Genomic DNA, 22848 nt, shown 5'->3' with positions numbered 1-22848 from the left:
GATATTTTACTACTTACTTACATCAAACTCAGGTTAAACATTAAACTTTGAACCATTCTATGTCTTTTAAAACCATCTCCGAATCGCAAATCACGCTCACACAGCTTATGCTTCCCTCCCACTCCAACTTTAGTGGGAAAATTCATGGAGGTTATATTCTCAACCTGATGGATCAGGTGGCTTTTGCCTGTGCTTCTAAGCATTCCGGACAGTATTGTGTAACGGCATCGGTAAACCGTGTGGATTTCTTGAATCCAATCGAAGTAGGTGAATTGGTCACACTAAAAGCCTCAATCAATTATACAGGACGCACATCTATGGTAGTGGGTGTAAGGGTTGAATCGGAAAACATCCAAACCGGGGTAACCAAGCATTGCAACTCTTCTTACTTTACCATGGTAGCTAAAGGAGATGACGGTAAGAATGTACCTGTTCCCGGACTTATCCTCAGCGACTCTGACAGCGTCAGACGTTTTGCCAGAAGCATCACTCGTCAGGAACAGTCCAAGAAACGAGTCCAAAGCTTCACCCCTGAAGAGTTTGTGGCAGACGAATATTTAGAGCTGATTAAAGAGCATAATGCTCGAATTGAGCTATAAAAGTATTACTTCGTCATGCTGAATTTATTTCAGCATCTACCATTAGAAAGACCCTGAAACAAGCCTGCCTGTCAGCAAACTGGTTCAGGGTGACGTTCCGAAATAGTCTCAATACGCTCTACGCAATGCCTGCCTACCGGCAGACAGGCTCAATACCAGTTTTTAAAAACTCTCCCTCAAAGCAAAAGTCTTCTTCATCCTATCAATCAGCTTGGCTGACTCTGGGAAGTTCAAGGTCTGCTGTCCATCTGAATAAGCTTCTTCTGGTTTTTCATGGGTTTCGTAGATTACTCCATCGGCTCCGGCCATAATGCTGGCTAAAGCGATTGGCTCCACAAAATCACGAATACCGATTCCGTGCGATGGATCGGCAATTACGGGCAGATGGGTTTTTTCCTTGAGTACAGCAATCGCATTCAAATCCATTGTATTTCGCGTAGCTTTCTCGTAGGTTCTGATACCTCTTTCGCAAAGCAAAAGGCGCTCATTGCCTGCCGAGAACACATATTCGGCAGAGTACAACAGCTCATCGATGGTTCCTGAAATACCACGTTTGATCATCACCGGCTTGTCGGTGTTCTTACCTAATTCGTCCAATAAGTTAAAGTTCTGGGTATTCCTGGCTCCCACCTGGTAGATATCGACATAAGGATCCATTTCTTCAATCTGAGAAACCTGCATTACCTCAGTGACAATCTTAATTCCGGCTTCTTTGGCTAGTTCATACCAAAGTTCCAGTCCTTCGATTCCCATTCCACGGAACGAGTAAGGCGAACTTCTTGGCTTGTAGACTCCTCCACGCATGATGGAAATACCATTTTCCTTGAGGTGAGCAATGGTTTTTCTGATCTGGTCCTCACCCTCAATGGAGCAAGGTCCGGCCATAATCTGAAAACCACCTTCTTCAATCTTTACTCCTCCACCTAAGTCGATGGTGGTATGATTGACCTTCCATTTCTTCGAAACGAGTTTGTAGTCATCAGAAACAATGTGGATGTCTTTTATTCCATCCATAGAACCAATGGATCGGATATCGAAATTCTTTTTACCAATACCAATCAGGTACTCTCCCATCTGGGTTTTCACCTCGGCTGGCTTGTATTTAAGACCTTTAATGCGGTTAATGATCGCTTCTTTCTGGCTCTCGTTTATGTCTTGTTCGAATTGTATAATCATTATTTTGGTTATTCGTTATTCGTCAATCGTTATTGGTTATTATCTATTTATTAGAAAACCGTATTTCAAAGTATTGATAGCTGGAGACTTTAAAATTCCTCTCGTTTAAAATCGCTGCCTTTAATAAGTAGCCTCTATTATCCTTCTTAATTAGTACAGGATTGTAGATAAGAAAATCAAAGGTTACTATAGGCTGGATACCTTCCATCGACACAGAAGAAAAACCTAAGTAATTTGAAGCAAGCGGATTATATACTTCTGAATTATAAAATATTAAAGTGTCTTGCTGGACTGAGTAGCCCGAACCTAAACTGTATTTTTTTGAGTCATCTTTATTGATCAGGTAAGTATCAGAGGATTCCCAATCTTGGTAACTGACCACATAATGATTTCTCCATACCCCATCTAATTCATATTTCTGAAAATAGCCAGTTTCTTTATTATTGATATTGCAAATGGTATCTTCCTCGTCATTATTGTATTCAAGAACAAAACAAGAGTCTTTTGTTAAAATTAAATCCACTTCTTCTACTTCGAGATTCGCTTCCAAACCACCAGATACCGAGTTAAAAAGGGTAGAATCAATAGAGCTAACATTTACCACAAAGTCCCGCACCTTGTATGTACCTTCAAAGTCCAAAGAGTCAATTTCAAATATGTGAGCATTGCGCGAATCCATATCCTTTTCAATACTTTCTAGGAATATACCAATGTTATCAGACGTTTCTTTCTCATCGAAATCTCTACTCACTTTTCCTCCAGAATTCTGCCCACATGAGTATACCAGAGTCGGAGCTAAAAGCACAATTAAGGAATAACGATTAACCGATAACCCCATTAACAAACTCTTTAATATTCTCTTCCATATCTCCTTCCTGCCCCATCACCTTAATAAACGCACTGCCAATAATGGCTCCATTGGCGTTTTCACAGGCTTTGTCGAAGGTTTCTTTATTGGAAATACCAAAGCCAATCAATCGAGGGTTCTTCAGTCCCATTCCATTAACTCTTTTGAAGTAAGCTTCCTGTTCTTCTGAAATGCCTGTTTTGGCCCCAGTTGTACTGGCAGAAGAAACCATGTAAATGAATCCGCTGGTGTTGTTGTCAATCTCTCTGATCCGGGCTTCTGAAGTCTGGGGAGTGATGAGGAAGGTGTTCAGCAAGCCATTCTTTTCAAAGATTGGTTTGTATACTTCCAAATACTCATGCATTGGCAAGTCAGGTAGAATGAGACCATCAATTCCGCGTGCGGCACAGTCTTCACAAAAGCGCTCTATTCCATATTGCACAATCGGGTTGATATAACCCATCAGCACAATCGGTACACTCACTACTTGGCGAACGTCTTTCAGTTGCTCCATCAGGAGTTTTAGGGTCATTCCATTGTTCAGCGCTACATCATTACTGGCCTGAATGGTTGGCCCATCGGCTACCGGATCGGAAAACGGAATACCTATTTCGATCAGGTCAGCACCAGATGCCTCCAGAGCCTTGAGTATGCTCACCGTATCATCCAGCTTAGGGTAACCAGCCGTGAAGTACACATTCAGCACGCGGTTAGGCTTGGTCTGAAAAAGTTTTTCTATTCGATTCATTTCTGCTTTGCTCACTATCTCTTTTTGATTCGTCATGCTGAACTTGTTTCAGCATCTTCTAATTTGCAGACCCTGAAACAAGTTCAGGGTGACGTTCTTTATTTAGTCTATTCTCTAACTCAGTTCATTCATTTGTTTTGTGAATATTTTTTATTTGGCCTCGTCCCCCGCCTTCTCCAAATAGAGAAGGAGCCAATGGTGTTCACAAAACCAAATAAATTCACTAGGCTGTCTCAGTACTCTGTACTCAATACTTAGTACTCGTTTAATACTTCCCCCATTTAATATAAGTCTCCAAATCCTTGTCTCCTCTACCGGAAAGGTTGACCACAACGAGATCATCTGATTTCAATGTCATTTGATTTAGGGCTGCAAAGGCATGGGCCGATTCAATAGCCGGGATAATGCCTTCCAGTCGGCTGAGTTGAATCCCTGCTTTCATGGCTTCTTCATCAGTTACACTGTAGAAAGTTCCTCTACCCGTTTCGAAAAGATGCGCATGTACAGGACCAATTCCCGGATAATCTAGTCCGGCAGAAATTGAATAAGGCTCAACCACCTGACCATCTTCTGTCTGCATGAGAAGCGTTTTACTTCCGTGCAAAATGCCCGGCTTACCCAGCTTAGTCGTAGCAGCACTTTTACCAGTGGTATTACCCAAACCAGCTGCTTCAACGGCTACTAAGGCCACCTCTTCATCGTCATAATAGTTGTAGAAAGCACCTGCAGCATTGCTACCACCGCCTACACAAGCGACTACGTAGTTTGGTAATTCAGTGCCTTCTTTCTCCTTCAACTGGGTTCTGATTTCTGCACTGATAACCGACTGAAATCTGGCAACCATTTCCGGATATGGGTGCGGTCCAACCACAGAACCGATGATATAGTGCGTATCGGTTGGATTATTAATCCAATGACGCATGGCTTCATTGGTGGCATCTTTGAGTGTTTTGCTTCCACTGGTTGCAGGACGAACCTCCGCTCCCAGAATACGCATGCGCTCCACATTTGGCTTTTGACGTGCCATATCTACCTCACCCATATACACGATGCACTCCACACCCATCAGTGCACAAACTGTAGCTGTAGCAACACCATGTTGTCCGGCTCCTGTTTCGGCAATGATTTTCTTCTTACCCAAGCGCTGAGCGAGTAGAATTTGCCCGATGGTATTGTTCACTTTATGAGCCCCAGTGTGGCAAAGGTCTTCTCTTTTAAGATAGATTTTCGCACCATAATGCTCAGAAAGCCTTTCCGCCAGATAAAGCGGTGTTGGCCTGCCCACATAGTCTTTCAATAACTGATCGAACTGTTTTTTAAAGTCCGGGTCTGAAGTAATGGCTTCGTAGTTATCTCTTAACTCTTCCACATTGGGGTATAGCATTTCAGGGATGTATGCCCCTCCGAAGCTGCCATAATACCCTCGTTCGTCTACTTTTATTTTCATAATCTATTTTGTTACGTCACTGCGAGGTACGAAGCAGTCTCAACTTTCTTGAGATTGCCGCGTCAGTCGTTCCTCCTTCCTCGCAATGACGAGTTCAATTATTTATTACCACAACAACACCAGCAAAGCTTTCTCAAGGAAAAAGGTTAATAAAGCCGCTATTACAGGAATCCATTTCTTCCTCCTATCGATCTGAAAGATCCTCTTTGGTCTTCCATTGAATAAATACACCAAAAGAAGCAGGTCTACAATTGGCATAAAGCCACCAATCAACCAGTCTTCTTTAGCTTGAAATATTAAGTCATATATCAAACCAACCAGCCTGAACATGAAAGCTGTGCATAAGACATACCAGCCGATTTGTTTTAATCTTAAAAATAGAACTGTCCCTATGAGACAAATGACTAGTACAATTGAAATTCGTGCATTGATATAGAGTACAGCTGGCAGTTCAGCAAAGAAATTATCCGGGAGTTGAAAAATGTAGTTAACCAAAACAATCAGCCCCACTATTTGACTAACAAGGAGAATCAATCCAAAAACCAAAAAAACTTTGCTCACAGGTTTACTGGTTCTTGAGTAGAAAAACTTCATTAGTTTTTCTAGTGGCTCTAATCCGTTACCTTTCAATTCTGCTGTTGAAGTCATGATACCAGTGTTTTTAACTCTCTCAACTGCTCTATATCCTTCAAACCTGGCTCCAACTCAAACTTAGAGTTTACATCAATCGCATAAGGTTGAACTTTCAAGCCGGCTATATCTTTCGCATTTTCCAGATCGATTCCTCCACTTAAGAAGTACGGCACGTCATAGGGATAGTCATTTAAAACCTCCCAGTTGAAAACCTCTCCATTTCCACCTCTTTCTTTCCCTTTCGTATCGAAAAGGAAGAAATCTACCAATCCCTTATATGGTTTCAGTTGGTCGAAATCAAACTCCTCACCCACTGAAAACACCTTGATTACCTTAATACCAATTGCAAAAAGCTCTCCCACATACTCAACCGATTCGTCACCATGCAACTGAACATAATCGAGTTTATACTCTTTAACTTTTTCCTTTAACTCGTCAATCGGAGAATTGACAAAGACCCCTACCTTCTTTACTGATTCGGGGAAGTTACTCAACAACTCTTTATCCAGATCAGGTGCAAATCGCTTAGAACGCTCGAAGAAAATAAAGCCCATGAAATCAGGCTCCAACTCCAGCAGCTGTTGGATGTTTTCGCTTTGCCTCATTCCACACACTTTCAGTTTCATTTTGGTCATTCGTTAAACGGTTGATCGTTATAGGTTAATCGTTTAATACTAAGCATCATTTGGTGCTAGACTTAAGCTTTCGGAGGTAATTGATGTAACCGTTTAGAACCTTCAGACACCTTTCTAATTCTGCTTTAAAGTCAAAGAATTGATCCTCAGAAATATATTTCTCATCTAAAGCCACAGTTAAATGATCAAGGGTTTCAGTCAAAGACCCTCTTGACATTCTACAGAACTGTATGTTCTCTTGATGATGAAATCTACCATACCCTTCTGCAATATTAGCCGTCACAGAGCGAGAAGACCGTTTTATCTGGCTGGTTAAACCGTACTTTTCTTCCACTGGAAAAGACTTTGCTAACATTGATATTCTATTTCTAAACTCTCTTGCCACCTTCCAGCAATCTAAATCCATAAAGCTTCTTACATCCATTGTGTGTGTATTTACTATTTCCCCTATTCAACGATTAACGTATTAACCATTAACCATTAACCATTAACCATTAACCATTAACCAATTTACGATTTAGAGAATCGATGAATTCCGCTGCCGCCCTTTCCGGCCTGCCCGTTTTCATAAAGGTTTCACCAATCAAAAAGCCTTGGAATCCATGCGTTCTAAGGTCAGTGATAGTAGCAGGATCGCTAATGCCACTTTCTGAGATTTTCACAAAATCATTCGGGATCATTGGGGCTAGTTGCTTACTAATATCAATGGATACTTCGAAGGTTTTTAAGTTCCTGTTGTTCACTCCCACTACATCCAGATGTTCATTCAGGTTGTTTTCCAATTCTTCCTGATTGTGAACTTCCATCAGCACTTCTAGCTCAAAGCTTTTGGCGAAAGCGGCCAATTCCTTCAATCTTCTAGGTTCTAAAGCCGCTGCGATAAGCAAAATGGCATCGGCACCGATAGATTTTGCTTCGACAATCTGATACTCATCAATGATAAAGTCTTTCCTAAGTACCGGACAAAAGTTGAACTTTCTGGCTGTGCTCAGGTCTTCGCTGCTTCCTCCAAAGAACTCAGAGTCGGTCAACACCGATAGTGCCGAAGCACCAGCCTGCATGTAGCCGATAGTGGTTCTTTCTACAGGAGCATGAGCGTTAATCACCCCTTTAGAGGGCGACTGACGCTTGAACTCGGCAATAATGCCCGACTTGTCTTCTCGCAACAAATACTTCTTCAGTGATATTGGTTTGCCCTCAAAGTAGATGCTTTGTTCCAACAGTTTCTCTGTGTAAAGCGACCTTCTCTCCTCTACTTCCTTGTGTTTATGCGCGATGATTTTTTGTAGTATATCCATATTCGGTTATCGGTTGATCGGAAAACAGAAATCAGTTTCCAAGCTCCCGTTTTCTATTTTCTGTTTAACTGATTTCTAAAATTTTCTTGAATGTTTTCAATGCTTTTCCGCTTTCGAGCGATTCTCGAGCCATGCCTAGTGCATCATCACTAGAAACTCCTTTTCCACACTGAATAGCCATAGCTGAGTTGGCAATGACCACTTCATTTTGTGGCTTTGTGCCCTCTCCTTTTAATATGTTTTCAAATATTTTAGCCGACTCTTCAACTGTTTCCCCTCCAAAAATAGCTTCAGGCTGTATAGTTTGAAGACCAATTTCTTCTGGGCTTACAATTTCCTCTTTGTTGTTGGTGATCTTTTTGAATGCTCCGGTCAGTGAGATTTCATCATAACCATCTAAAGCATGAAGTATCACAAAGTGTTTGTCGGTTTTCTGATATAAGTAACCGTAAAGTCTGGCTAATTCAAGGCTGAATACTCCTACCAACTGCTTTTTAGGGAAGGATGGATTTACCATTGGCCCTAGCATGTTGAAGAAGGTTTTCACTCCTAAATCTCTTCTTATTGGAGCCACATTCTTCATAGCCGGATGAAATAAGGGGGCGTGTAAGAAACACAGTCCGCATTCATCCAAACTCTTTCTCAGCTTGCCAATGTCGTTTGTGAACTCATAGCCAAAGTGCGCCATGAGATTCGAAGAACCCGAAACAGATGAAACTCCATTGTTACCGTGCTTAGCCACATTTTGCCCTGCTCCCGCTACAATAAATGACGACAAGGTGGAAATATTGAAGGTATTCTTTCCGTCTCCACCCGTTCCGCAGAGGTCAATGGCATCATATTCCGGAATTTCTACCGGCACACACAGATCAAGCATCGCATCGCGAAAGCCTTCAAGTTCCTCCACGGTGATACTTCGCATCAGATAAACCGTAAGAAAGGCCGCCACCTGACTTTGGTTGTATTTACCCTGTGCCAGGTTGATGAGTATCTCCTTAGCTGTCTGCTTATCTAGCGACTTGTATTCTATGAGTTGATTTAGTATTTCTTTCATTGTTATTAGTTGAACAGTGATCGGTTATCAGTAGATCAGTTAATCAGTAATTAGGGTTTAGTCAGTTTAGATTTCAACAGGTAGTTGATGTAACCATTGAGAATTCGAATGCACTCCTCTATCCTGATGTCAAACAATTTCTCCTCACTCTCATCAATATACCCCTCATCGACAGCAACCGTAAGATGATCTTGAAGCTCCGTTAAGGAACCTCTGGAAATTCTACAGAATTGAATGTTCTCCTGATAATGAAACCGTCCATAACCTTCTGCAATGTTTGCTGTGACTGACCTAGCTGCCCTAATCATTTGATCGGTTAGTTTATATTTTTCATCCGTTGGAAACCTCTTCACCAATTGAGCAATTTCCTTTCTTAATTCTCTAGTTTGCTTCCAAACCTCCAACTCTTTAAATGTTCTCATGTGCCTACTGTTTACTGATAACTGTTTACTCCATCCAGTTGCGCAGCAACTGATGCCCATACTCCGTCATAATAGACTCCGGATGAAACTGCACGCCTTTCACATCATATTCTTTATGACTGATGGCCATGATTTCCCCGAATTCATCTTCGGCAGTCACCTTAATTTCCTGGCCTAAATTGGCTTTGTCTACATTCCAGCTATGGTAATGGCAAATGGTGTAGCTCTCCGGAATCTCCTTGAACAGTCTGTCTTGTTTATCTAGCACCCGCACTTGGCTGGACACCCCATGCAATACTTGTGGCATATTGTAAAGCTTAGCACCATAAGACTCAGCAATTGCCTGATGCCCCAAACAAACACCTAGTATGCTTTTCTTACTACCATATTGTTTGATCAATGGCAGAAGAATGCCTGCTTCCTCCGGTATACCAGGGCCAGGCGACAAGAGTATTTTATCGTATTGATCGACTGCTTCCAGAGCAATCTGATCGTTGCGAAAAACATCCATCTCCGCTCCATACCCAAGCTCTCTCAGGTAATGCACCAGGTTATAGGTGAATGAATCGTAGTTATCTAGTATGAGTATTTTCATTGTCTTTATAAGTGATCAGTGGATCAGTATATCAGTTATCAGGGGCTTAAGGTTTTGCCTGTCTCCAAGCTTCCAATTCTTTAAATGTGCGCATGTCTACTTTTTACTGATTTCTGATATACTGATAACTAGCGAATTTCTTTCGCCAGCTCAATGGCCTTTCTCAAGGCAGCCAGTTTATTATTTACTTCTTGTAATTCTGATTCTCTATTCGATTTGGCTACTACTCCGGCACCTGCCTGATAAAACAAAGTGTTGTTCTTAGTCAGGAAGGAACGGATCATAATGGCGTGATTGAAATCTCCGTTAAAGCCCATAAAACCGATGGCCCCACCATAATAGCCTCGCCTCGTTTTTTCATTGGTATTGATGAGCTGCATGGCCCGAACTTTTGGCGCTCCACTCAAGGTTCCGGCAGGGAAAGTACCCGCCACCATCTGGGTCGATTGCATATCATCAGATAAGGTTCCTGTTACTTTGGAAACCAGATGAATTACGTGCGAGTAGTATTGAATTTCTTTGTAAGTATCTACCTGAACATTTGAACCAGCTCTGCTCAGGTCATTTCTGGCTAAGTCGACTAGCATCACATGCTCAGAGTTTTCTTTCGGATCGGCATGAAGCTTCTTGGCCAGTTCAGCATCTGCCTCATCATTTCCAGTACGTTTAAAAGTCCCTGCAATTGGGTGGATTGTTGCCTTACGGTCTTTAATCACCAACTGAGCTTCTGGCGATGAACCAAAGATTTTGAAACTTCCAAAGTCGAAATAGAATAAGTATGGTGAAGGATTGACTGACCTCAACGCACGATACACGTTGAACTCATCTCCCTTAAACCGACTCTGAAATCTTCTGGAAAGCACAATCTGAAACACATCGCCACGGAAGCAATGTTTCATACCTTCATCGATGATCGAAAGGAATTCTTCATCGGTATAATTAGAAACTTCTTCTGACTGTGGAGCAAACTCATAAGACGGATAGTTCTTATTGTTCACCAAGGTCTCAATAGACTGAATACCTTTTGGCTCCGTGCCTTCCGGTGAATGTTCGAAAAGGTAAAGCTCATTTTTAAAATGGTCTATGGCAATGACATAGCGATAGACATGATAGAGCAAGTCGGGAATTTCGTATTCATCGGTCTTTCCTTCGGTCACCGGAATCTGTTCGAAATACTGAACCGCATCGTATCCGATATAACCAAAGAGTCCGTTGTTAATAAACTTAAATTCGCTGGAGTCTGGCTCGAATGAAGCGGCAAATTCCGAGAGCTTAGCTGCCACCTGATTGCCTTCAACCTTACCGTGCTCTGAATGACCGGGCAAGCTCATTTCGAACTTAGAGTCCTTTACCATTAACCTGGCAATAGGTTCACAGCAGATGTAAGAGAAACTGTTATCATCTCCATGATAGTCAGAGCTTTCCAGCAAAATGGCATTCTGGTATTTATCGCGTAGCTTCAGGTAAATGCTTACTGGCGTTACCGTATCGGCCAGTAGCTTTTTGTAGGTAGTATTGAGTTTAATTTTGTTCATTCTCTTATGTCATTTTAACCCTCAGCCCTTCCCGAGCATCGGGAGAGTGCGGCCATTTAATCTCATCTCCAAAAGTCCCCTTTAGGCGATTTAGGGGCTTCTCATCAGAGTCCTCTTCGGGAGACTCTGATGGGGTATTCTGTTTCAACCTCAAAGTCTCAGGCAAGGGACTCTGAGGCCTGTAAACGAAAAAAGCCCGCATGAACTGCGGGCTTTTTTTATTTTTTAGAAATAGCACTTAGTTCACGTTACCGGAGTTCCGTTACGTGCCACCACCAAGCGTTATTTCTGTTTGTTCTTTTCATTATGGTGCCAAAACTAGAAAAGGAATTTTTGAATGCAAATAGAATTTTAAGAATTTGATACGAATGGAGTATTCACCTGACAAAAAACACACAGATGCTCTCAAAGAACTTTTCAAAACCAGTTCACCATAGAATTCTCAAAAAATCTTCAGTCTGTACTCACGGCTTGACTGTGAAGCCATATCTTTAGACAAACAACCTATACCATGATTAGAACTTCGCTCAGCTTATTACTATTGGTTCTTATTCCTCTGGCCTCTTTTGGTCAACAAAGTGCGCTCAACGAACAGAAAGAATTGCTGGCCAGACTTACGGGTCACAAACCCATTAGGGCCAACTTACAGCTCAAAGACAGGTATACACAAGAATCACGAAAAATTACGGCCGAGTACTTGAAAGGTCTGATTGGCGAATTCTGTGATGAATCGGAAATTGATAACTACAGCCCTACAGGAAACAATGTGGTTGGTACTATTTTCGCCACATCCCAAACCGATCGGTGGATTGTTATAGGTGCTCATTACGATAGTGTAAAGGACTGCCCGGGTGCGAATGACAATGCTACAGGAGTAGCATTAGCCTATTCCGTAGCCAAACATGTGGCTTCGTTGGAAACTAGAAACTACAACCTTAAGATCGTTTTCTTCGATGAAGAAGAGCGAGGCCTTATAGGCAGCAAGGCGTATGCAAAAAAGTTACTCGAAGAAAAACTGAATGTAATTTCTGTCCATACCATCGACCAACTGGGCTGGGACGAAGATGGAGACAGAGGTATTGAGCTTGAAGTTCCGGCTGAACACACTTTGGATCAGTATACAAAGGTGGCGGGAGAATTTAACTATACCTTTCCTATTCAAATTTCGGATGTCACCTCCACAGACCACAGGTCATTCAGACAGCTAGGTTTTGCGGCAACTGGTATTACAGAAGAGTACAAAAACGGAGACACCACCCCGCACTATCATCGCTCTACCGACACCTATGAAACGGTCAATTTCGAATACCTGTCCTTCATTACCGAATATGTAAAGAAGGTTTTTGAGGATATAATGAGATAAAAAGAGGCTGTCTCAAAAGCTAACCGTCATTCCCGACTCCGTACCCGATAAACCGGGAGGAAATCTCCCCATAGTGGCTCCAAAGACCGATAGGGATTCCCAGTCAAGCTGGGAATGACGAGAACCGTAGCTTTTGAGACAACGTATCCTCTATTTTTTAGCACTGAGCTCACCAGATTTTAATTGGTTGTAGAAGCTTATATACTGAGCGAAGTCTTTGAACTTAGGTTTGCGTTTAGCTGAAGCGACCAACATCGGTTCATCGGCAAACAACTCTTTAAAGGCTTTCTTAAATCGCGCTTTCCTCACTATCACCGGGTCGGCATCGTCTTTAACTACCCAATAAGTTCTCTCCTCTCCTCCCACAATAGGAATACCCAAAATCCTTATTGGCATAGACTTAGATCCGTTCATGTGATCATATACCTTGATGTGTTCATCCGTTTCGGGGTTGAGCAATTGGAGCAAAGCCACACGCTGTTTAGTTCTGGGCATAGACTGCTGATCGAAGATAATCCAATCCCGATCCAGGATATCGTTATAATCTGTTTTAGCAATGTGCCGAACGGAAGTTCCTTTCTCATTGATGGTAGAAAGCTTAGCAAGTGCTCCGGGCTTTACAGCAAAACGTTGTACTTGTGCTGCTCTGAATTTATGGATACCCCCCTGGCTATCTTGCATGCTCAACCGGGTTATATAACCTCGTTCATTAGTCATGCTTCTCATGGTACCCAGCAGAGTATCTCCATTGGTGGTCACCAGATAACACTCTTTTTCGCTCCAAAAATCGGCAAAAGGTTCTACAAATTGTTGGGCTTTTGCAAGGCCTGTTGCAAGCAACAGGAGCATTAGAAATAGAAAACTTTTTTTCATGATTGATATTTTGAGTTTTTGACGAAAACTCATTTACCAATTCCTGTGCCAGATTTGAAATACTTCACCAAGAGGTGGATAAAACAAATACAAACAGGCATAAACAAAACAGGCCTGGAGAAGCTACTCCGGGCCTGCTACACTATCATCTATAAAAAGTTTAATTGGTCGACAGCTTAATCAACACTGGTCTATGGTCAGACACCTTGTTCTCATAATCGGCATAACACTCGTCTAGCCGAATGGTTTGAGTAAGTATTTCATTATCAAAAAGCTCATTGGAAATTAAAATCTGATCGATTTGACTGGGCCAGGACGGATAAGACCAGTGGCTGGAAGGCCCATTGGCTATGGACATGGTAGCAAACAAATAGTTGTCTGCATCATCTATAAAGTTCTGAAAAACATTGTCTTGCTGATCGACAATTTCATCGTTAAAATCACCCAAAAAGATTACATTATTATTGGGCAGGTTTTCATCAATGTATTCCTTAATGAGTACCGAGGCTCTTCTTCTACGATCTTCCGAACCACTGCAGCACTTCAAGTGGACATTGATTAGGTCTACCTGCATGCCACTGCTATGTTCAACCTTTACATAAAGAGGTCTTCTTACGGAAGTAAAGGCATTATCATAATCTTCTGTGTCTTCAGGGTAGAGATTTCTTGGTTGGTCAATCACGGTTATTTCGCTGTCTTTATACAAAAAGGCCAACCGTTGTGAACTTCCGCTTACATGCTCTACATGACCTGACCAACCAGTCATTTCCGCTACCAGGTTATTAAAATCTGCAACCGATCTGATTTCCTGCAGGGCAATAATATCGGCATCAAACTGCTCAATAATCATTTCCACCATATCTACCGTAGTGGCCAGTGTAGGGAAATTTTCTACGTTCCATGTTACCACCTCCAGAGTTTGATCAGAAACATTGGTCAGGCAACTGCTAAAATCGATGACTTCCGGTTCCGGATCGGGGGTTGGAGTCGGGTCTGAGCTATCTCCTCCACAAGCAGATAGAATGAATACCAAAAGGCCAAAAAGCCAGAATTTATTTTGCATACGCCAAATTTACTGGCTCCTTCCCAGCCGCGCCAGTTTTGTCTTTAATTTTAACGTCAACTAAATGTTAAGCTTTCTTTCCTTCCTTACCTGAAAGTAGGTGAACAGCAATACCGCGGCAGACAGACCAATAATGATCCATTGGTTAATTCCAGAAAAGCTAAAACTCTCCTGGAACATGGTATGAAAGGCCTTGAATACATTGATCAGCCCAATTATTGAAGTGACAAATAGGGTTATAAACATAGCCGTGTTGAGCCAGAAACTGTTCGTATAGCTCCCCATAGTTTTACCATTGCAAAGCACGCATAAGGCAAACGTTAGTACCGGTAAAATGAGACCGTTAGCCGCCTGAGCGGCAATAATCACCGGTATAGGTTTAACCCCGGAAACTCCAAAAGCAAAACCAACCACAATGATAGTAGCCCACAAGGCTTTAAACTTCCCTGTCTTTTCTGTCCAACCTGCTCCGGCCTTGTGCACACTCTTTATGGTTAGAGCCCCGGCTAGTGCAGCAGTAATGGTAGAGGTAAAACCAGCACCAAAAAGACCGAATGCAAAAACATAACCCATAATTTGGCCGTGCTGAGCCACCAGCTGTTCATACAGCCTTTCAAAGCTAAAATCTCCGGAAATACTCGTCCCTACCACCAACACAGCCATAGAGACCAAACCTCCCAAGGCAATGGAAAAAACAAGTCCTGACCTTACCGAACGTAACTCTTTACCTTCGGCCAAACCGGAGCCCAGAAAAATATTATATGGTACTATGGTAGTGCCAATTAACCCCAACACAAGCAAAGTAGAACCCTCCGGAAGTTGTGGCGCAAAAAGACCGGAGGCCAGCCCGGACCAATCGGCAGGTACGCTAAGAGCTGCATAAAAAAGCCCAATACCCATAATGGCTACCATAGCGCCCAGCAGCTGAGGCACTAAACGGGTTTTTTCAAAATAAAGAAGCAGAAAAGAACTCACCGCTATGATGGAAGTAAATACCCACTGCGGTATCGCCAGATTGAGCAATGCCAACCCTGATATGGCTCCCAGCATATTGCCAGCCTCATAGGCCAAACACCCAAAAAAAATGGAGATACCAATAAACCATACGAAAGTAACATTGGAATATCTGGCCAATATAGCTTGCCCAAGGCTCCTACCGGACACAATGGCTACACGAGCCGCAGCCTCTTGTACCACCATGCAGGCAAGGGTAGAAAAAAGAAGAGCCCAGAGCAACTGTAACCCATGGCCTGCTCCGGCAGAAGCTGCAGTTGTTACCGTTCCAGGGCCTATAAAAGCAGCAGCAATAATGAGCCAAAAAATGTAGTTCCAGAATCTAGACTTCATTTCGGAAGATAGTAATTCTGAATAAATCCGTTTTCATGAAACTAGCACCCCACCGATACTTTCAGAGAACCATGCTGAAGGCACCATCGCCACTAAATATAGTCTCCCCCACCTATCTTAGTAAACGAGGCCGGAACCTCTCTGCCGGTCTTGTACCGATAAGGCCCTTTGCTAAACTCAGAGTGAAAAAGGAGATTAACCTAAGAGGAAACCCAAATCTGCCGGATTCTTAAGAAGCCAACCGGTAAGACTGTATCGGCCAACATGCGTGGTCATTACTTCATGCGGAAGCACATCACTTTTGAACAATACTATACGTTTGGCCAATGGCTCAATCAGCTTTTCTTCATTCCCCAGATACAACTTCAGTTCTCCTCCATCACCGGGCTTCCAACCTTCATTCAGGTAAATGATCATTGAGATGAGCCGATTATTCCGGCCCTTAAACTGGTCTACATGCTTCTCATAAAAAGTGCCTTTCGGGTAATAGGCCAGATGGGATTCAAAATCAGCAATACCAAGGTAGCAGTACCGGTTAAGCTTGTCGATCAACTCTCTGATCACCACGAACACATCAGTCAGCTCCAAATCCACACTCGAATCGAGCCAGTATACATGGTCTCCCCTCCGGCTTTTATCCAGGTGGTGATCGGCCAAAGCTCCAATTCCGGCCGGGTCAAACTCATCGTGCCCCAGCTTTTTAAGAAAGAACGAACGCACCGCCCTATACAGGGAGTCATCCAGAAAATCATCTATAACAACATAGTCGTTGTCTGCCAGTGAATCAACCCAGTCAACCCACTGATCATCTTGTACGTTTTGCAACCTGTTGAGCAAGCCAGAAAATCAAAACAAATTTGAAAAGAACTTTTTAATTAATCCTTTATAAGCATGTGAAATTTGTGCGTTCTTACCTTACTTGAATGCCGATTCGGAAACAGACCACTGAGCATAAGGTGCGAGAAAGCAAGCAGACGGTTATTAAGGGGTAATAGACCTTAAAATAATTGATCAAGGCCTTCTGTAGTAGCAACTTGTGATATCAAAGGTCATTCGGATTCGCTTAATCAAATTTTTATTTTAAATCCATGCCTACACATAACTTAGCTATCGTTTTTGGCGGTAAATCTACCGAACACGAAATATCAATACTCTCAGCCAAAAGCATTCTTAAACATTTAGATAGAAGCCAATACTCTCTTTTCATTATAAAAATCGATACTTCAGGGCATTGGTATTTAATTCAAGAAACAGAAATAGACGATAAGCAAGCGGGTAGAGAAGTGGTACTGGTGCCCGGGTCTCCCAAAGCCCGACTCATAGCTGTAGAAAATGGAGAGCTTATTACTACTCTTGACGTAGCCTTTCCGGTACTCCACGGCTTGTTTGGTGAAGACGGAACAATACAGGGGCTTTTTAAAATGGTAGACCTTGCCTTTGTGGGGTGCGATGTACTCGATGCAGCTGCATGTATGGACAAGGATGTAACCAAACGGTTGCTCAGAGATGCCGGCATACACGTGGCCCCATATCTTATGGCTAGCCCCCAACATATCCCAACTTTTGAGACCGTAGAGGCCGAGTTGGGTCTTCCTGTTTTTATAAAGCCCGCCAATCTGGGTTCTTCTGTGGGCGTATTCAAAATTAATTCAGCCACAGAATACAAGGAAAAATTGAAGGTTGCGCTCTCCTACGACCACAAAGTATTAATAGAGCAACAAATTGTGGGCAAAGAAGTGGAATGCTCTGTTTTGGGCAACGAAGAACCCAAAGCCTCCCTGCCCGGAGAAATCATTACCAACACGGAGTTTTATGATTTTGAATCGAAATATGTAGACTCCAATGCCTCAAGTACACAAATACCTGCGTCTATAACCGATGAACAAATAGAAATTGTCAGGGAAACAGCCGTAAAAGCTTATCAGGTAATGGGCTGTCATGGTCTGGCCCGAGTAGACTTTTTTGTGACCAGTGCGGGCGAAATACTTATCAATGAAATTAACACGCTACCCGGCTTTACCAATATTAGTATGTACCCGAAAATGTGGGAGGCTACGGGTATAGGTTATGCCGAATTGCTGGATCTGCTTATTGAACTAGCCTTGAACAAACACGAAAAAGACGCGGCTTTAAATGTAATGGCAAGAGAGGTAAAATAATGTTTCAGGTAGTTTCTCAACACATCACACAGGTTATTAAAGAGCACATGGCAAAAGCCAATGAGCTTACCGATGCTACCTGGCCAACAACAAAACCCGGCACATACACCTCCGAAAGCCGAATTCAAGACTTTATGGCTCGCAACCCGGACAAAACATGTCATTTTATCTGGCACAATCAACAGCTTATTGGTTATGCCGAGTCTTTTCCCCGAAAAATTGGAGTGAACAACTCACAGCTTGTTGTTCTCGGCCTTGGTGCTGTGTGTGTAAATACTGAATATAGAGGACAAGGTCTTGGCGCCCTACTGGTGAGAGCAGCCTTCGAACGAATTGACCAGGGAGAGTTTCCACTCTGCCTGTTTCAAACAGGAGTACCAGGCTTCTACCATCAGCTCAATTGCCGAACCATAGAAAATCGAATTTACAACTCCACCTCCGAAACCCCTGAACAAAACCCCTTTTGGGATCCTTATATCATGATTTACCCAAGTCAATTCAATGGTTTACAGACAGATATAGACTTATTGGGAGCAGGATACTGAAAAAAATCACATTAATTTATTACCCAGTTATTGACTTTTTCAGAAGAAGATTGAAATTGCCTCAAAATTTGCATTAAACTATGAGTTCACCCAGTCCATCAAAACCCCGCGTAATTAAAGATTTTGAGAAGTTGGATAAAGATATTCAAGAGCAAATCAAGCTCGAATATCCTGAAGGTTTTGAAGACAATCTGATTTACTTCACCAACAAAGAAGGCAAAAGAGTTTCTGCCCTGCCTTTTGAAACCGAAGAAAAGTATTACCTCGTTCGAATGACCATTGAGGAAGCTCAGCAAATCATTGAAGATGATGACGACTACGATGAAGATGGCAACCTCAAAGACGACATCCGTGTAGAATATGCCGAAAAGCATAACGAAGACCTGGACGATATGGATGACGAAGACGATGACCCTTATGACGATGCAGATGAGGAGGAGGATGACGAAGACTAATTGAACCAAAGCCTGTTTGGCTTGTTGAGCAATTAGTAACCATCTTCCTTATGAAAATAGGTATTCTCGGAGGCACCGGCATGTTAGGTCACCACGTGGCCATTGAAGCACAAATCAGGCAATATGAATTAGTGCTTATCCACCGGCAAAACACCGACCTGAACAAGGTAATCGATCTGAGGTTCGAATCGAGGGTAGCAGATCTTAACGACAGAGGTAGTTTAATAAAAGCCTTTGAGGGGCTCGATGCGGTTGTGAACTGCGCGGCCTACTACCCTACCACTCCAAAACCATTGGCACAGGAGCTTAAAACGGCACGGTTGCAAATGAAGTTCTTTCTCGATGCCATTGAAATGGCCAAAGTGAAAAGGGCTTTGTATGTTGGAGGGGCGGCCGTTCTACCCAAAGTATTAGACGGCCTGGCCAATGAAGAAGAATCTTTCGATAAAATTCCAGAAGCAGCAGCACCCTATGTGCAGGTAAAATGGCTAATGGACGACATGGCTCGCGATGCGGCCAAAGATGGCCTACCTCTGGTTATTGGTATTCCATCCATGACCTTTGGAGAATATGACTTTGCCCCCACTACCGGACGGCTAATTGTAGAAATCGCTAACCAAAACCTGAAAGCCTACATTAGGGGCAAACGGAACGTAGTAGCCGCTCGCGATGCCGGAAGAGGATTGCTTTATGCCTTAGAGAAAGGAAGAGTGGGTGAACGCTATCTAATCACCGGAGAAAATACCGATATGGATAGCCTGGTAGAAGCCATCTGCGAAAGAGCCAATGTACCTCCTTTGAAAAAAACCATACCCCTCTCCATCGCCAGGTTAATTGCCAGACTACAAGAAACGCGCTACGCCCTGTTTCGCGGAGAAGCACCAAAACTAAGCTCCACAGCAATTGCCGTATTGGCAGGAGGCCAGCCTCTCGATGGTTCCAAAGCCAAAGTGGAGTTAGATTATAGTCCGGAACTGAGCATGAGAGATGCCATAGACAGAGCCTTTATTTGGTTCGAAAAACACGGGTACATACGCAAGTGATTCCAACTTTGAAGTGCCAAACCTTGTCTAGTAGGTTAAATGGCATTTCTATGAAAAAGCTCTTTTACAGTATATATATAATTGCCTTTGCAACGCTGGTAGCTTGCGAAGTTGACAACCCTGCAAGTTTTGACGATTGCCCGGTCAACTTGCTTTGCACCGAAGAGTTTCGGCACTATACCTATAGCCCAAAAACCAATAACCAGCCAATACTATTGGACGATTATTATGTAAAGAACTTAGACAACGGAAACATTTACCTGCATGGTAGTAATCAACTGCCATTGCATGAAGGCCAATACCTGGTAATTACGGATGCTGCCATTTCCGAAATAAAGCGCAAGGGAACCGTAGTACGATTTTTTGGAGTGAAGAATAACACAATCATTTTGGAAACCGACTTTCTGGTAGGTCACGACTGCTGCCATGTAACTCCCCTAAGCGGACCTTTCGATCAACCCTAAACAGGCCACACAAACAGAATCTTACTACTGACCGTCCCTGCTAAGCCCCGTTTTTAAAGCTCCTCATTGAGACGGCATTACCCTCTTTTCCCTGCTCGGGTTAGACTTTATGCCTAACTCCCTTTATCTTGATATAAATTTGGGCTATGACATCGGTCGATATCAACTGTGATATGGGAGAAAGTTTTGGCAACTACATCGTTGGAAACGATGCAGCCATTTTCCCATACATTACCTCGTGCAATATTGCCTGCGGAGCTCATGCAGGAGACCCCTACCACATTGAAAAAACCATAGATCTGGCCATTGCCCACGGTGTGCAAATAGGGGCACATCCGGGCTACCCCGACCTTCAGGGTTTTGGCAGAAGAGTGATTGCCATGCCTAAAGAAGAGCTATCCGCTTCAATCAAATTTCAGGTGGCTGCCCTCAAAGGCCTTGTAGAGAGCAAAGGACACTCTTTGGCCTATGTAAAACCGCACGGAGCCCTCTACAACCAGATGGCCAGAAACAAAGAAACTGCCCGGTGGGTTATACAAGCCATTAAGAGCATAGACAGAAACCTTAAAATAATGGGATTGGCCGGTAGTCATATAAAAGATATTGCTCAGGAGGAAGATCTGGTTTTTGTTGCCGAAGCCTTTGCCGACAGACAATACGAGCTCAACGGTGAATTAAGATCTCGAAACCTTGAAAATGCTGTATTGACCGATACCTACAAAGCCGCAGACCAGATACTATCCATTGCCCTGCATCGAAAAGCACGCACCTTAAACGGTCAGGAAGTTAGCATTGAAGCCCAGAGTTTCTGTATTCATGGAGACAACCCTAAGGCTGTTGATATACTCAAACACATCACACACATTTTAAAGGAAAACGGTATTAACAAAATGCACTTTTAGATGAAAATCAGACCCTTCGGAGAAAGTGCCCTTTTGGTTAGCCTTGAAAACACCATAGACCCGGTGGTGAATGAACGAATAGTTCGTTTTTACAGAAAATTAAAAAGTAGTGGTGAGTTTACCTTCCTGACACCAGCCTATTGCAGCCTGACTGTCGGGTTCGACCGAACCAAATTCACCATTGCCCAAGCCACTGAACACGTAAAGACACTCTGCGAGCATACCGATGATTTAGCGGAAACCGAGTCAAGGAAAATTACCATTCCGGTGTGCTACTCGCCCAGCTTCGCACCCGATATGGAGGAGGTTGCTAAGCACACAGGCCTCAGTTCGGAGAAAATCATTGAGCTGCACTCCCAAACTACTTTCCGGGTATTTATGCTTGGCTTTGTAGCCGGGTTCAGCTATTTGGGCACATTGCCCGATGCACTCCACTGCCCCCGAAAAAAAACACCCAGAAAATCAGTAGCCAAAGGATCTGTCGGGCTGGCCGGCTTACAAACCGGTATTTACCCGGTAACCGCTCCCGGAGGCTGGCAAATTATCGGAAGAACTCCACTCAAGATGTTCGACCCGGCAAGACCACAACCTAATTTGGTATTTGCAGGTGACGAGGTTCAATTCAGGCCCATCAGCCCGGATGAGTTTAAACTGATTGCCATTAAAGTTGATACGGGAATTTATGAGACCGAAATAGAGTATGCCTGAGTGCTTGAAAATACATATGGAAAAACCCGGTCTTTATACCTCTATTCAGGATCTGGGCCGCATAGGCTTTCAAGATGCGGGCATCCCATTTAGCGGGGCCATGGACAAAGAATCTCATAAGATAGCCAACGAACTGGTAGGTAACCCACACCACTACCCCACACTTGAAATCACACAAATCGGCCCTGAAATACGATTTGAAGGAACTGGGCAAATTGCTTTGACAGGAGCCGATATGGCAGCTGAATTGAATGGCAAAAGTATAAGACGCTACGAAACTATAGACATAAAAAACAACGACCACCTCATACTTCACCAGTCAAGATTAGGATGTAGAACCTATCTGGCCGTGAGAGGTCAATGGCAAACAGAGCTTTGGCTGAACAGCCACAGTGCCGTTTCTAATCTGAGCTCAGTAGAGGGTATTCCAAAGCCACTGAAAGCTCTGCAGTGTATCGAAGTATCTACCCCCAACTTTATTCCTCAGCGCATATATCCTGAACACCTCAGGCCGGTCTTCTCTTCATGCTATGTATTACGCGTGGTTACAGGCCCCGAATTCGAACAATTTGGCATTGAACAGATTCAGTCATTTTTCGAGTCTGTTTTTACGGTTAGTCCCGACTCCAACCGAATGGGCTATCGGCTAAACGGAACGCTGGAAAACTATTCAACCCTGAGAGAGGAAATATCGTCAGGAATAGTGCCCGGCACGGTACAAATCACCAAGTCAGGCCAGCCTATAATACTCACTGCCGATGCCCAAACAACCGGAGGGTACCCTAGACTTGCCAATGTTATAGAAGAAGACTTGTCTATTGTGGGACAGATGAAGGCAGGAGATGAGGTGAAATTTATGTTGGTAGGTTTACCAGATCTGTAAATGCGAAAAGGCGATCTCCGTCCGAAATCGCCTTAATCAACCTTAAACTAAAAC

The 22848-nt window shown here is 43.2% G+C and carries 26 protein-coding genes; 10 read left to right on the top strand and 16 right to left on the bottom strand.

Translation table 11 applies throughout. From position 1 onward, the window contains the following. Positions 1-59: 59 nt before the first annotated feature. Complete coding sequence (locus B3O12_RS05475; protein ID WP_286755577.1) at positions 60-599, top strand: acyl-CoA thioesterase; 540 nt, start codon at positions 60-62, stop codon at positions 597-599. Between the two features lie 162 nt (positions 600-761). Here the strand turns inward: B3O12_RS05475 and aroF are convergent, their stop codons facing one another. From aroF to B3O12_RS05415, 12 genes are all read right to left on the bottom strand, one after another. Then, complete coding sequence (aroF, locus tag B3O12_RS05470; RefSeq protein ID WP_286755576.1) at positions 762-1775, bottom strand: 3-deoxy-7-phosphoheptulonate synthase; 1014 nt, start codon at positions 1773-1775, stop codon at positions 762-764. A 43-nt stretch (positions 1776-1818) separates the two neighbouring features. Next, positions 1819-2613, bottom strand: coding sequence for a hypothetical protein (locus tag B3O12_RS05465; protein ID WP_286755575.1), 795 nt, complete (start codon positions 2611-2613; stop codon positions 1819-1821). Next, positions 2597-3370 (bottom strand): tryptophan synthase subunit alpha, encoded by a 774-nt coding sequence (trpA, locus tag B3O12_RS05460; protein ID WP_286755578.1) that lies wholly within the window; start codon positions 3368-3370, stop codon positions 2597-2599. Before trpA ends, B3O12_RS05465 begins: the two co-directional genes overlap by 17 nt. A 265-nt stretch (positions 3371-3635) precedes the next feature. Beyond that, on the bottom strand, positions 3636-4817 hold the full coding sequence (gene trpB / locus B3O12_RS05455) for a tryptophan synthase subunit beta (protein ID WP_286755574.1): 1182 nt from the start codon (positions 4815-4817) through the stop codon (positions 3636-3638). 105 nt (positions 4818-4922) lie between these two features. Next, positions 4923-5465 (bottom strand): hypothetical protein, encoded by a 543-nt coding sequence (locus tag B3O12_RS05450; RefSeq protein WP_286755573.1) that lies wholly within the window; start codon positions 5463-5465, stop codon positions 4923-4925. After that, on the bottom strand, positions 5462-6085 hold the full coding sequence (locus tag B3O12_RS05445; protein WP_286755572.1) for a phosphoribosylanthranilate isomerase: 624 nt from the start codon (positions 6083-6085) through the stop codon (positions 5462-5464). Before B3O12_RS05445 ends, B3O12_RS05450 begins: the two co-directional genes overlap by 4 nt. A gap of 46 nt (positions 6086-6131) precedes the next feature. Further along, on the bottom strand, positions 6132-6509 hold the full coding sequence (locus tag B3O12_RS05440) for a four helix bundle protein (protein WP_286755571.1): 378 nt from the start codon (positions 6507-6509) through the stop codon (positions 6132-6134). Between the two features lie 70 nt (positions 6510-6579). Beyond that, positions 6580-7383 (bottom strand): indole-3-glycerol phosphate synthase TrpC, encoded by an 804-nt coding sequence (gene trpC / locus B3O12_RS05435; RefSeq protein WP_286755570.1) that lies wholly within the window; start codon positions 7381-7383, stop codon positions 6580-6582. Positions 7384-7447: 64 nt separating this feature from the next. Beyond that, complete coding sequence (gene trpD, locus B3O12_RS05430; protein ID WP_286755569.1) at positions 7448-8437, bottom strand: anthranilate phosphoribosyltransferase; 990 nt, start codon at positions 8435-8437, stop codon at positions 7448-7450. Positions 8438-8487: 50 nt separating this feature from the next. Continuing rightward, entirely contained in the window at positions 8488-8859 is a 372-nt protein-coding gene (locus B3O12_RS05425) for a four helix bundle protein (RefSeq protein WP_286743129.1), read from the bottom strand. Positions 8860-8884: 25 nt separating this feature from the next. Beyond that, positions 8885-9454, bottom strand: a complete 570-nt coding sequence (locus B3O12_RS05420) for an anthranilate synthase component II (RefSeq protein WP_286743126.1) — start codon at positions 9452-9454, stop codon at positions 8885-8887. A 128-nt stretch (positions 9455-9582) separates the two neighbouring features. After that, on the bottom strand, positions 9583-10989 hold the full coding sequence (locus tag B3O12_RS05415; RefSeq protein WP_189630748.1) for an anthranilate synthase component I family protein: 1407 nt from the start codon (positions 10987-10989) through the stop codon (positions 9583-9585). A 511-nt stretch (positions 10990-11500) separates the two neighbouring features. On the opposite strand from B3O12_RS05415, the gene B3O12_RS05410 reads away from it, so the two are divergent. After that, entirely contained in the window at positions 11501-12352 is an 852-nt protein-coding gene (locus B3O12_RS05410) for a M28 family metallopeptidase (protein WP_286755568.1), read from the top strand. A 150-nt stretch (positions 12353-12502) separates the two neighbouring features. On the opposite strand, the gene B3O12_RS05405 is transcribed toward B3O12_RS05410, so the two are convergent. The 4 genes from B3O12_RS05405 to B3O12_RS05390 all read right to left on the bottom strand — a co-directional run bounded on the left by B3O12_RS05405 (position 12503) and on the right by B3O12_RS05390 (position 16472). After that, the gene (locus B3O12_RS05405; protein ID WP_286755567.1) at positions 12503-13225 is read right to left on the bottom strand and encodes a hypothetical protein; all 723 of its coding nucleotides are present in this window, start codon (positions 13223-13225) and stop codon (positions 12503-12505) included. A gap of 160 nt (positions 13226-13385) precedes the next feature. Next, positions 13386-14288, bottom strand: coding sequence for an endonuclease/exonuclease/phosphatase family protein (locus B3O12_RS05400; protein ID WP_189630745.1), 903 nt, complete (start codon positions 14286-14288; stop codon positions 13386-13388). Positions 14289-14348: 60 nt separating this feature from the next. Next, entirely contained in the window at positions 14349-15635 is a 1287-nt protein-coding gene (locus B3O12_RS05395) for an Nramp family divalent metal transporter (protein WP_286755566.1), read from the bottom strand. Positions 15636-15830: 195 nt separating this feature from the next. Beyond that, positions 15831-16472: a 2OG-Fe(II) oxygenase gene (locus tag B3O12_RS05390; RefSeq protein WP_229838682.1), complete on the bottom strand. Its 642-nt coding sequence runs from the start codon at positions 16470-16472 to the stop codon at positions 15831-15833. 251 nt (positions 16473-16723) lie between these two features. Here B3O12_RS05390 and B3O12_RS05385 point away from each other — a divergent pair, with 251 nt between their 5' ends. The 8 genes from B3O12_RS05385 (at position 16724) to B3O12_RS05350 (ending at position 22794) form a co-directional block, all read left to right on the top strand. Next, complete coding sequence (locus B3O12_RS05385) at positions 16724-17794, top strand: D-alanine--D-alanine ligase family protein (protein ID WP_189630742.1); 1071 nt, start codon at positions 16724-16726, stop codon at positions 17792-17794. Continuing rightward, on the top strand, positions 17794-18339 hold the full coding sequence (locus tag B3O12_RS05380; RefSeq protein ID WP_189630741.1) for a GNAT family N-acetyltransferase: 546 nt from the start codon (positions 17794-17796) through the stop codon (positions 18337-18339). The genes B3O12_RS05385 and B3O12_RS05380 overlap by 1 nt, the downstream gene beginning before the upstream one ends. An 80-nt stretch (positions 18340-18419) precedes the next feature. Further along, positions 18420-18794, top strand: coding sequence for a hypothetical protein (locus B3O12_RS05375; protein WP_189630740.1), 375 nt, complete (start codon positions 18420-18422; stop codon positions 18792-18794). 50 nt (positions 18795-18844) lie between these two features. Then, positions 18845-19837, top strand: a complete 993-nt coding sequence (locus B3O12_RS05370) for an NAD-dependent epimerase/dehydratase family protein (protein ID WP_286755565.1) — start codon at positions 18845-18847, stop codon at positions 19835-19837. 50 nt (positions 19838-19887) lie between these two features. After that, complete coding sequence (locus B3O12_RS05365) at positions 19888-20301, top strand: hypothetical protein (RefSeq protein WP_189630738.1); 414 nt, start codon at positions 19888-19890, stop codon at positions 20299-20301. A gap of 146 nt (positions 20302-20447) precedes the next feature. Then, entirely contained in the window at positions 20448-21203 is a 756-nt protein-coding gene (locus tag B3O12_RS05360; protein WP_286755564.1) for a 5-oxoprolinase subunit PxpA, read from the top strand. Next, positions 21204-21911, top strand: a complete 708-nt coding sequence (gene pxpB, locus B3O12_RS05355) for a 5-oxoprolinase subunit PxpB (RefSeq protein WP_286755563.1) — start codon at positions 21204-21206, stop codon at positions 21909-21911. A gap of 16 nt (positions 21912-21927) precedes the next feature. Further along, the gene (locus B3O12_RS05350; RefSeq protein ID WP_189630735.1) at positions 21928-22794 is read left to right on the top strand and encodes a biotin-dependent carboxyltransferase family protein; all 867 of its coding nucleotides are present in this window, start codon (positions 21928-21930) and stop codon (positions 22792-22794) included. Positions 22795-22848 lie beyond the last annotated feature (54 nt).

Source organism: Roseivirga sp. UBA838, from assembly GCF_002296035.1.
In the GTDB taxonomy this organism is placed as follows: domain Bacteria; phylum Bacteroidota; class Bacteroidia; order Cytophagales; family Cyclobacteriaceae; genus Roseivirga; species Roseivirga thermotolerans.
Note: the sequence above shows the minus strand (reverse complement) of the source record. Positions and strands in the feature narration are given on the sequence as shown.

Coding starts and splice junctions, on each gene's coding strand:
- B3O12_RS05475 (WP_286755577.1), top strand. CDS start 60: ATGTCTTTTAAAACCATCTCCGAATCGCAAATCACGCTCACACAGCTT.
- aroF (WP_286755576.1), bottom strand. CDS start 1,775: ATGATTATACAATTCGAACAAGACATAAACGAGAGCCAGAAAGAAGCG.
- B3O12_RS05465 (WP_286755575.1), bottom strand. CDS start 2,613: ATGGGGTTATCGGTTAATCGTTATTCCTTAATTGTGCTTTTAGCTCCG.
- trpA (WP_286755578.1), bottom strand. CDS start 3,370: ATGAATCGAATAGAAAAACTTTTTCAGACCAAGCCTAACCGCGTGCTG.
- trpB (WP_286755574.1), bottom strand. CDS start 4,817: ATGAAAATAAAAGTAGACGAACGAGGGTATTATGGCAGCTTCGGAGGG.
- B3O12_RS05450 (WP_286755573.1), bottom strand. CDS start 5,465: ATGACTTCAACAGCAGAATTGAAAGGTAACGGATTAGAGCCACTAGAA.
- B3O12_RS05445 (WP_286755572.1), bottom strand. CDS start 6,085: ATGACCAAAATGAAACTGAAAGTGTGTGGAATGAGGCAAAGCGAAAAC.
- B3O12_RS05440 (WP_286755571.1), bottom strand. CDS start 6,509: ATGGATGTAAGAAGCTTTATGGATTTAGATTGCTGGAAGGTGGCAAGA.
- trpC (WP_286755570.1), bottom strand. CDS start 7,383: ATGGATATACTACAAAAAATCATCGCGCATAAACACAAGGAAGTAGAG.
- trpD (WP_286755569.1), bottom strand. CDS start 8,437: ATGAAAGAAATACTAAATCAACTCATAGAATACAAGTCGCTAGATAAG.
- B3O12_RS05425 (WP_286743129.1), bottom strand. CDS start 8,859: ATGAGAACATTTAAAGAGTTGGAGGTTTGGAAGCAAACTAGAGAATTA.
- B3O12_RS05420 (WP_286743126.1), bottom strand. CDS start 9,454: ATGAAAATACTCATACTAGATAACTACGATTCATTCACCTATAACCTG.
- B3O12_RS05415 (WP_189630748.1), bottom strand. CDS start 10,989: ATGAACAAAATTAAACTCAATACTACCTACAAAAAGCTACTGGCCGAT.
- B3O12_RS05410 (WP_286755568.1), top strand. CDS start 11,501: ATGATTAGAACTTCGCTCAGCTTATTACTATTGGTTCTTATTCCTCTG.
- B3O12_RS05405 (WP_286755567.1), bottom strand. CDS start 13,225: ATGAAAAAAAGTTTTCTATTTCTAATGCTCCTGTTGCTTGCAACAGGC.
- B3O12_RS05400 (WP_189630745.1), bottom strand. CDS start 14,288: ATGCAAAATAAATTCTGGCTTTTTGGCCTTTTGGTATTCATTCTATCT.
- B3O12_RS05395 (WP_286755566.1), bottom strand. CDS start 15,635: ATGAAGTCTAGATTCTGGAACTACATTTTTTGGCTCATTATTGCTGCT.
- B3O12_RS05385 (WP_189630742.1), top strand. CDS start 16,724: ATGCCTACACATAACTTAGCTATCGTTTTTGGCGGTAAATCTACCGAA.
- B3O12_RS05380 (WP_189630741.1), top strand. CDS start 17,794: ATGTTTCAGGTAGTTTCTCAACACATCACACAGGTTATTAAAGAGCAC.
- B3O12_RS05375 (WP_189630740.1), top strand. CDS start 18,420: ATGAGTTCACCCAGTCCATCAAAACCCCGCGTAATTAAAGATTTTGAG.
- B3O12_RS05370 (WP_286755565.1), top strand. CDS start 18,845: ATGAAAATAGGTATTCTCGGAGGCACCGGCATGTTAGGTCACCACGTG.
- B3O12_RS05365 (WP_189630738.1), top strand. CDS start 19,888: ATGAAAAAGCTCTTTTACAGTATATATATAATTGCCTTTGCAACGCTG.
- B3O12_RS05360 (WP_286755564.1), top strand. CDS start 20,448: ATGACATCGGTCGATATCAACTGTGATATGGGAGAAAGTTTTGGCAAC.
- pxpB (WP_286755563.1), top strand. CDS start 21,204: ATGAAAATCAGACCCTTCGGAGAAAGTGCCCTTTTGGTTAGCCTTGAA.
- B3O12_RS05350 (WP_189630735.1), top strand. CDS start 21,928: ATGGAAAAACCCGGTCTTTATACCTCTATTCAGGATCTGGGCCGCATA.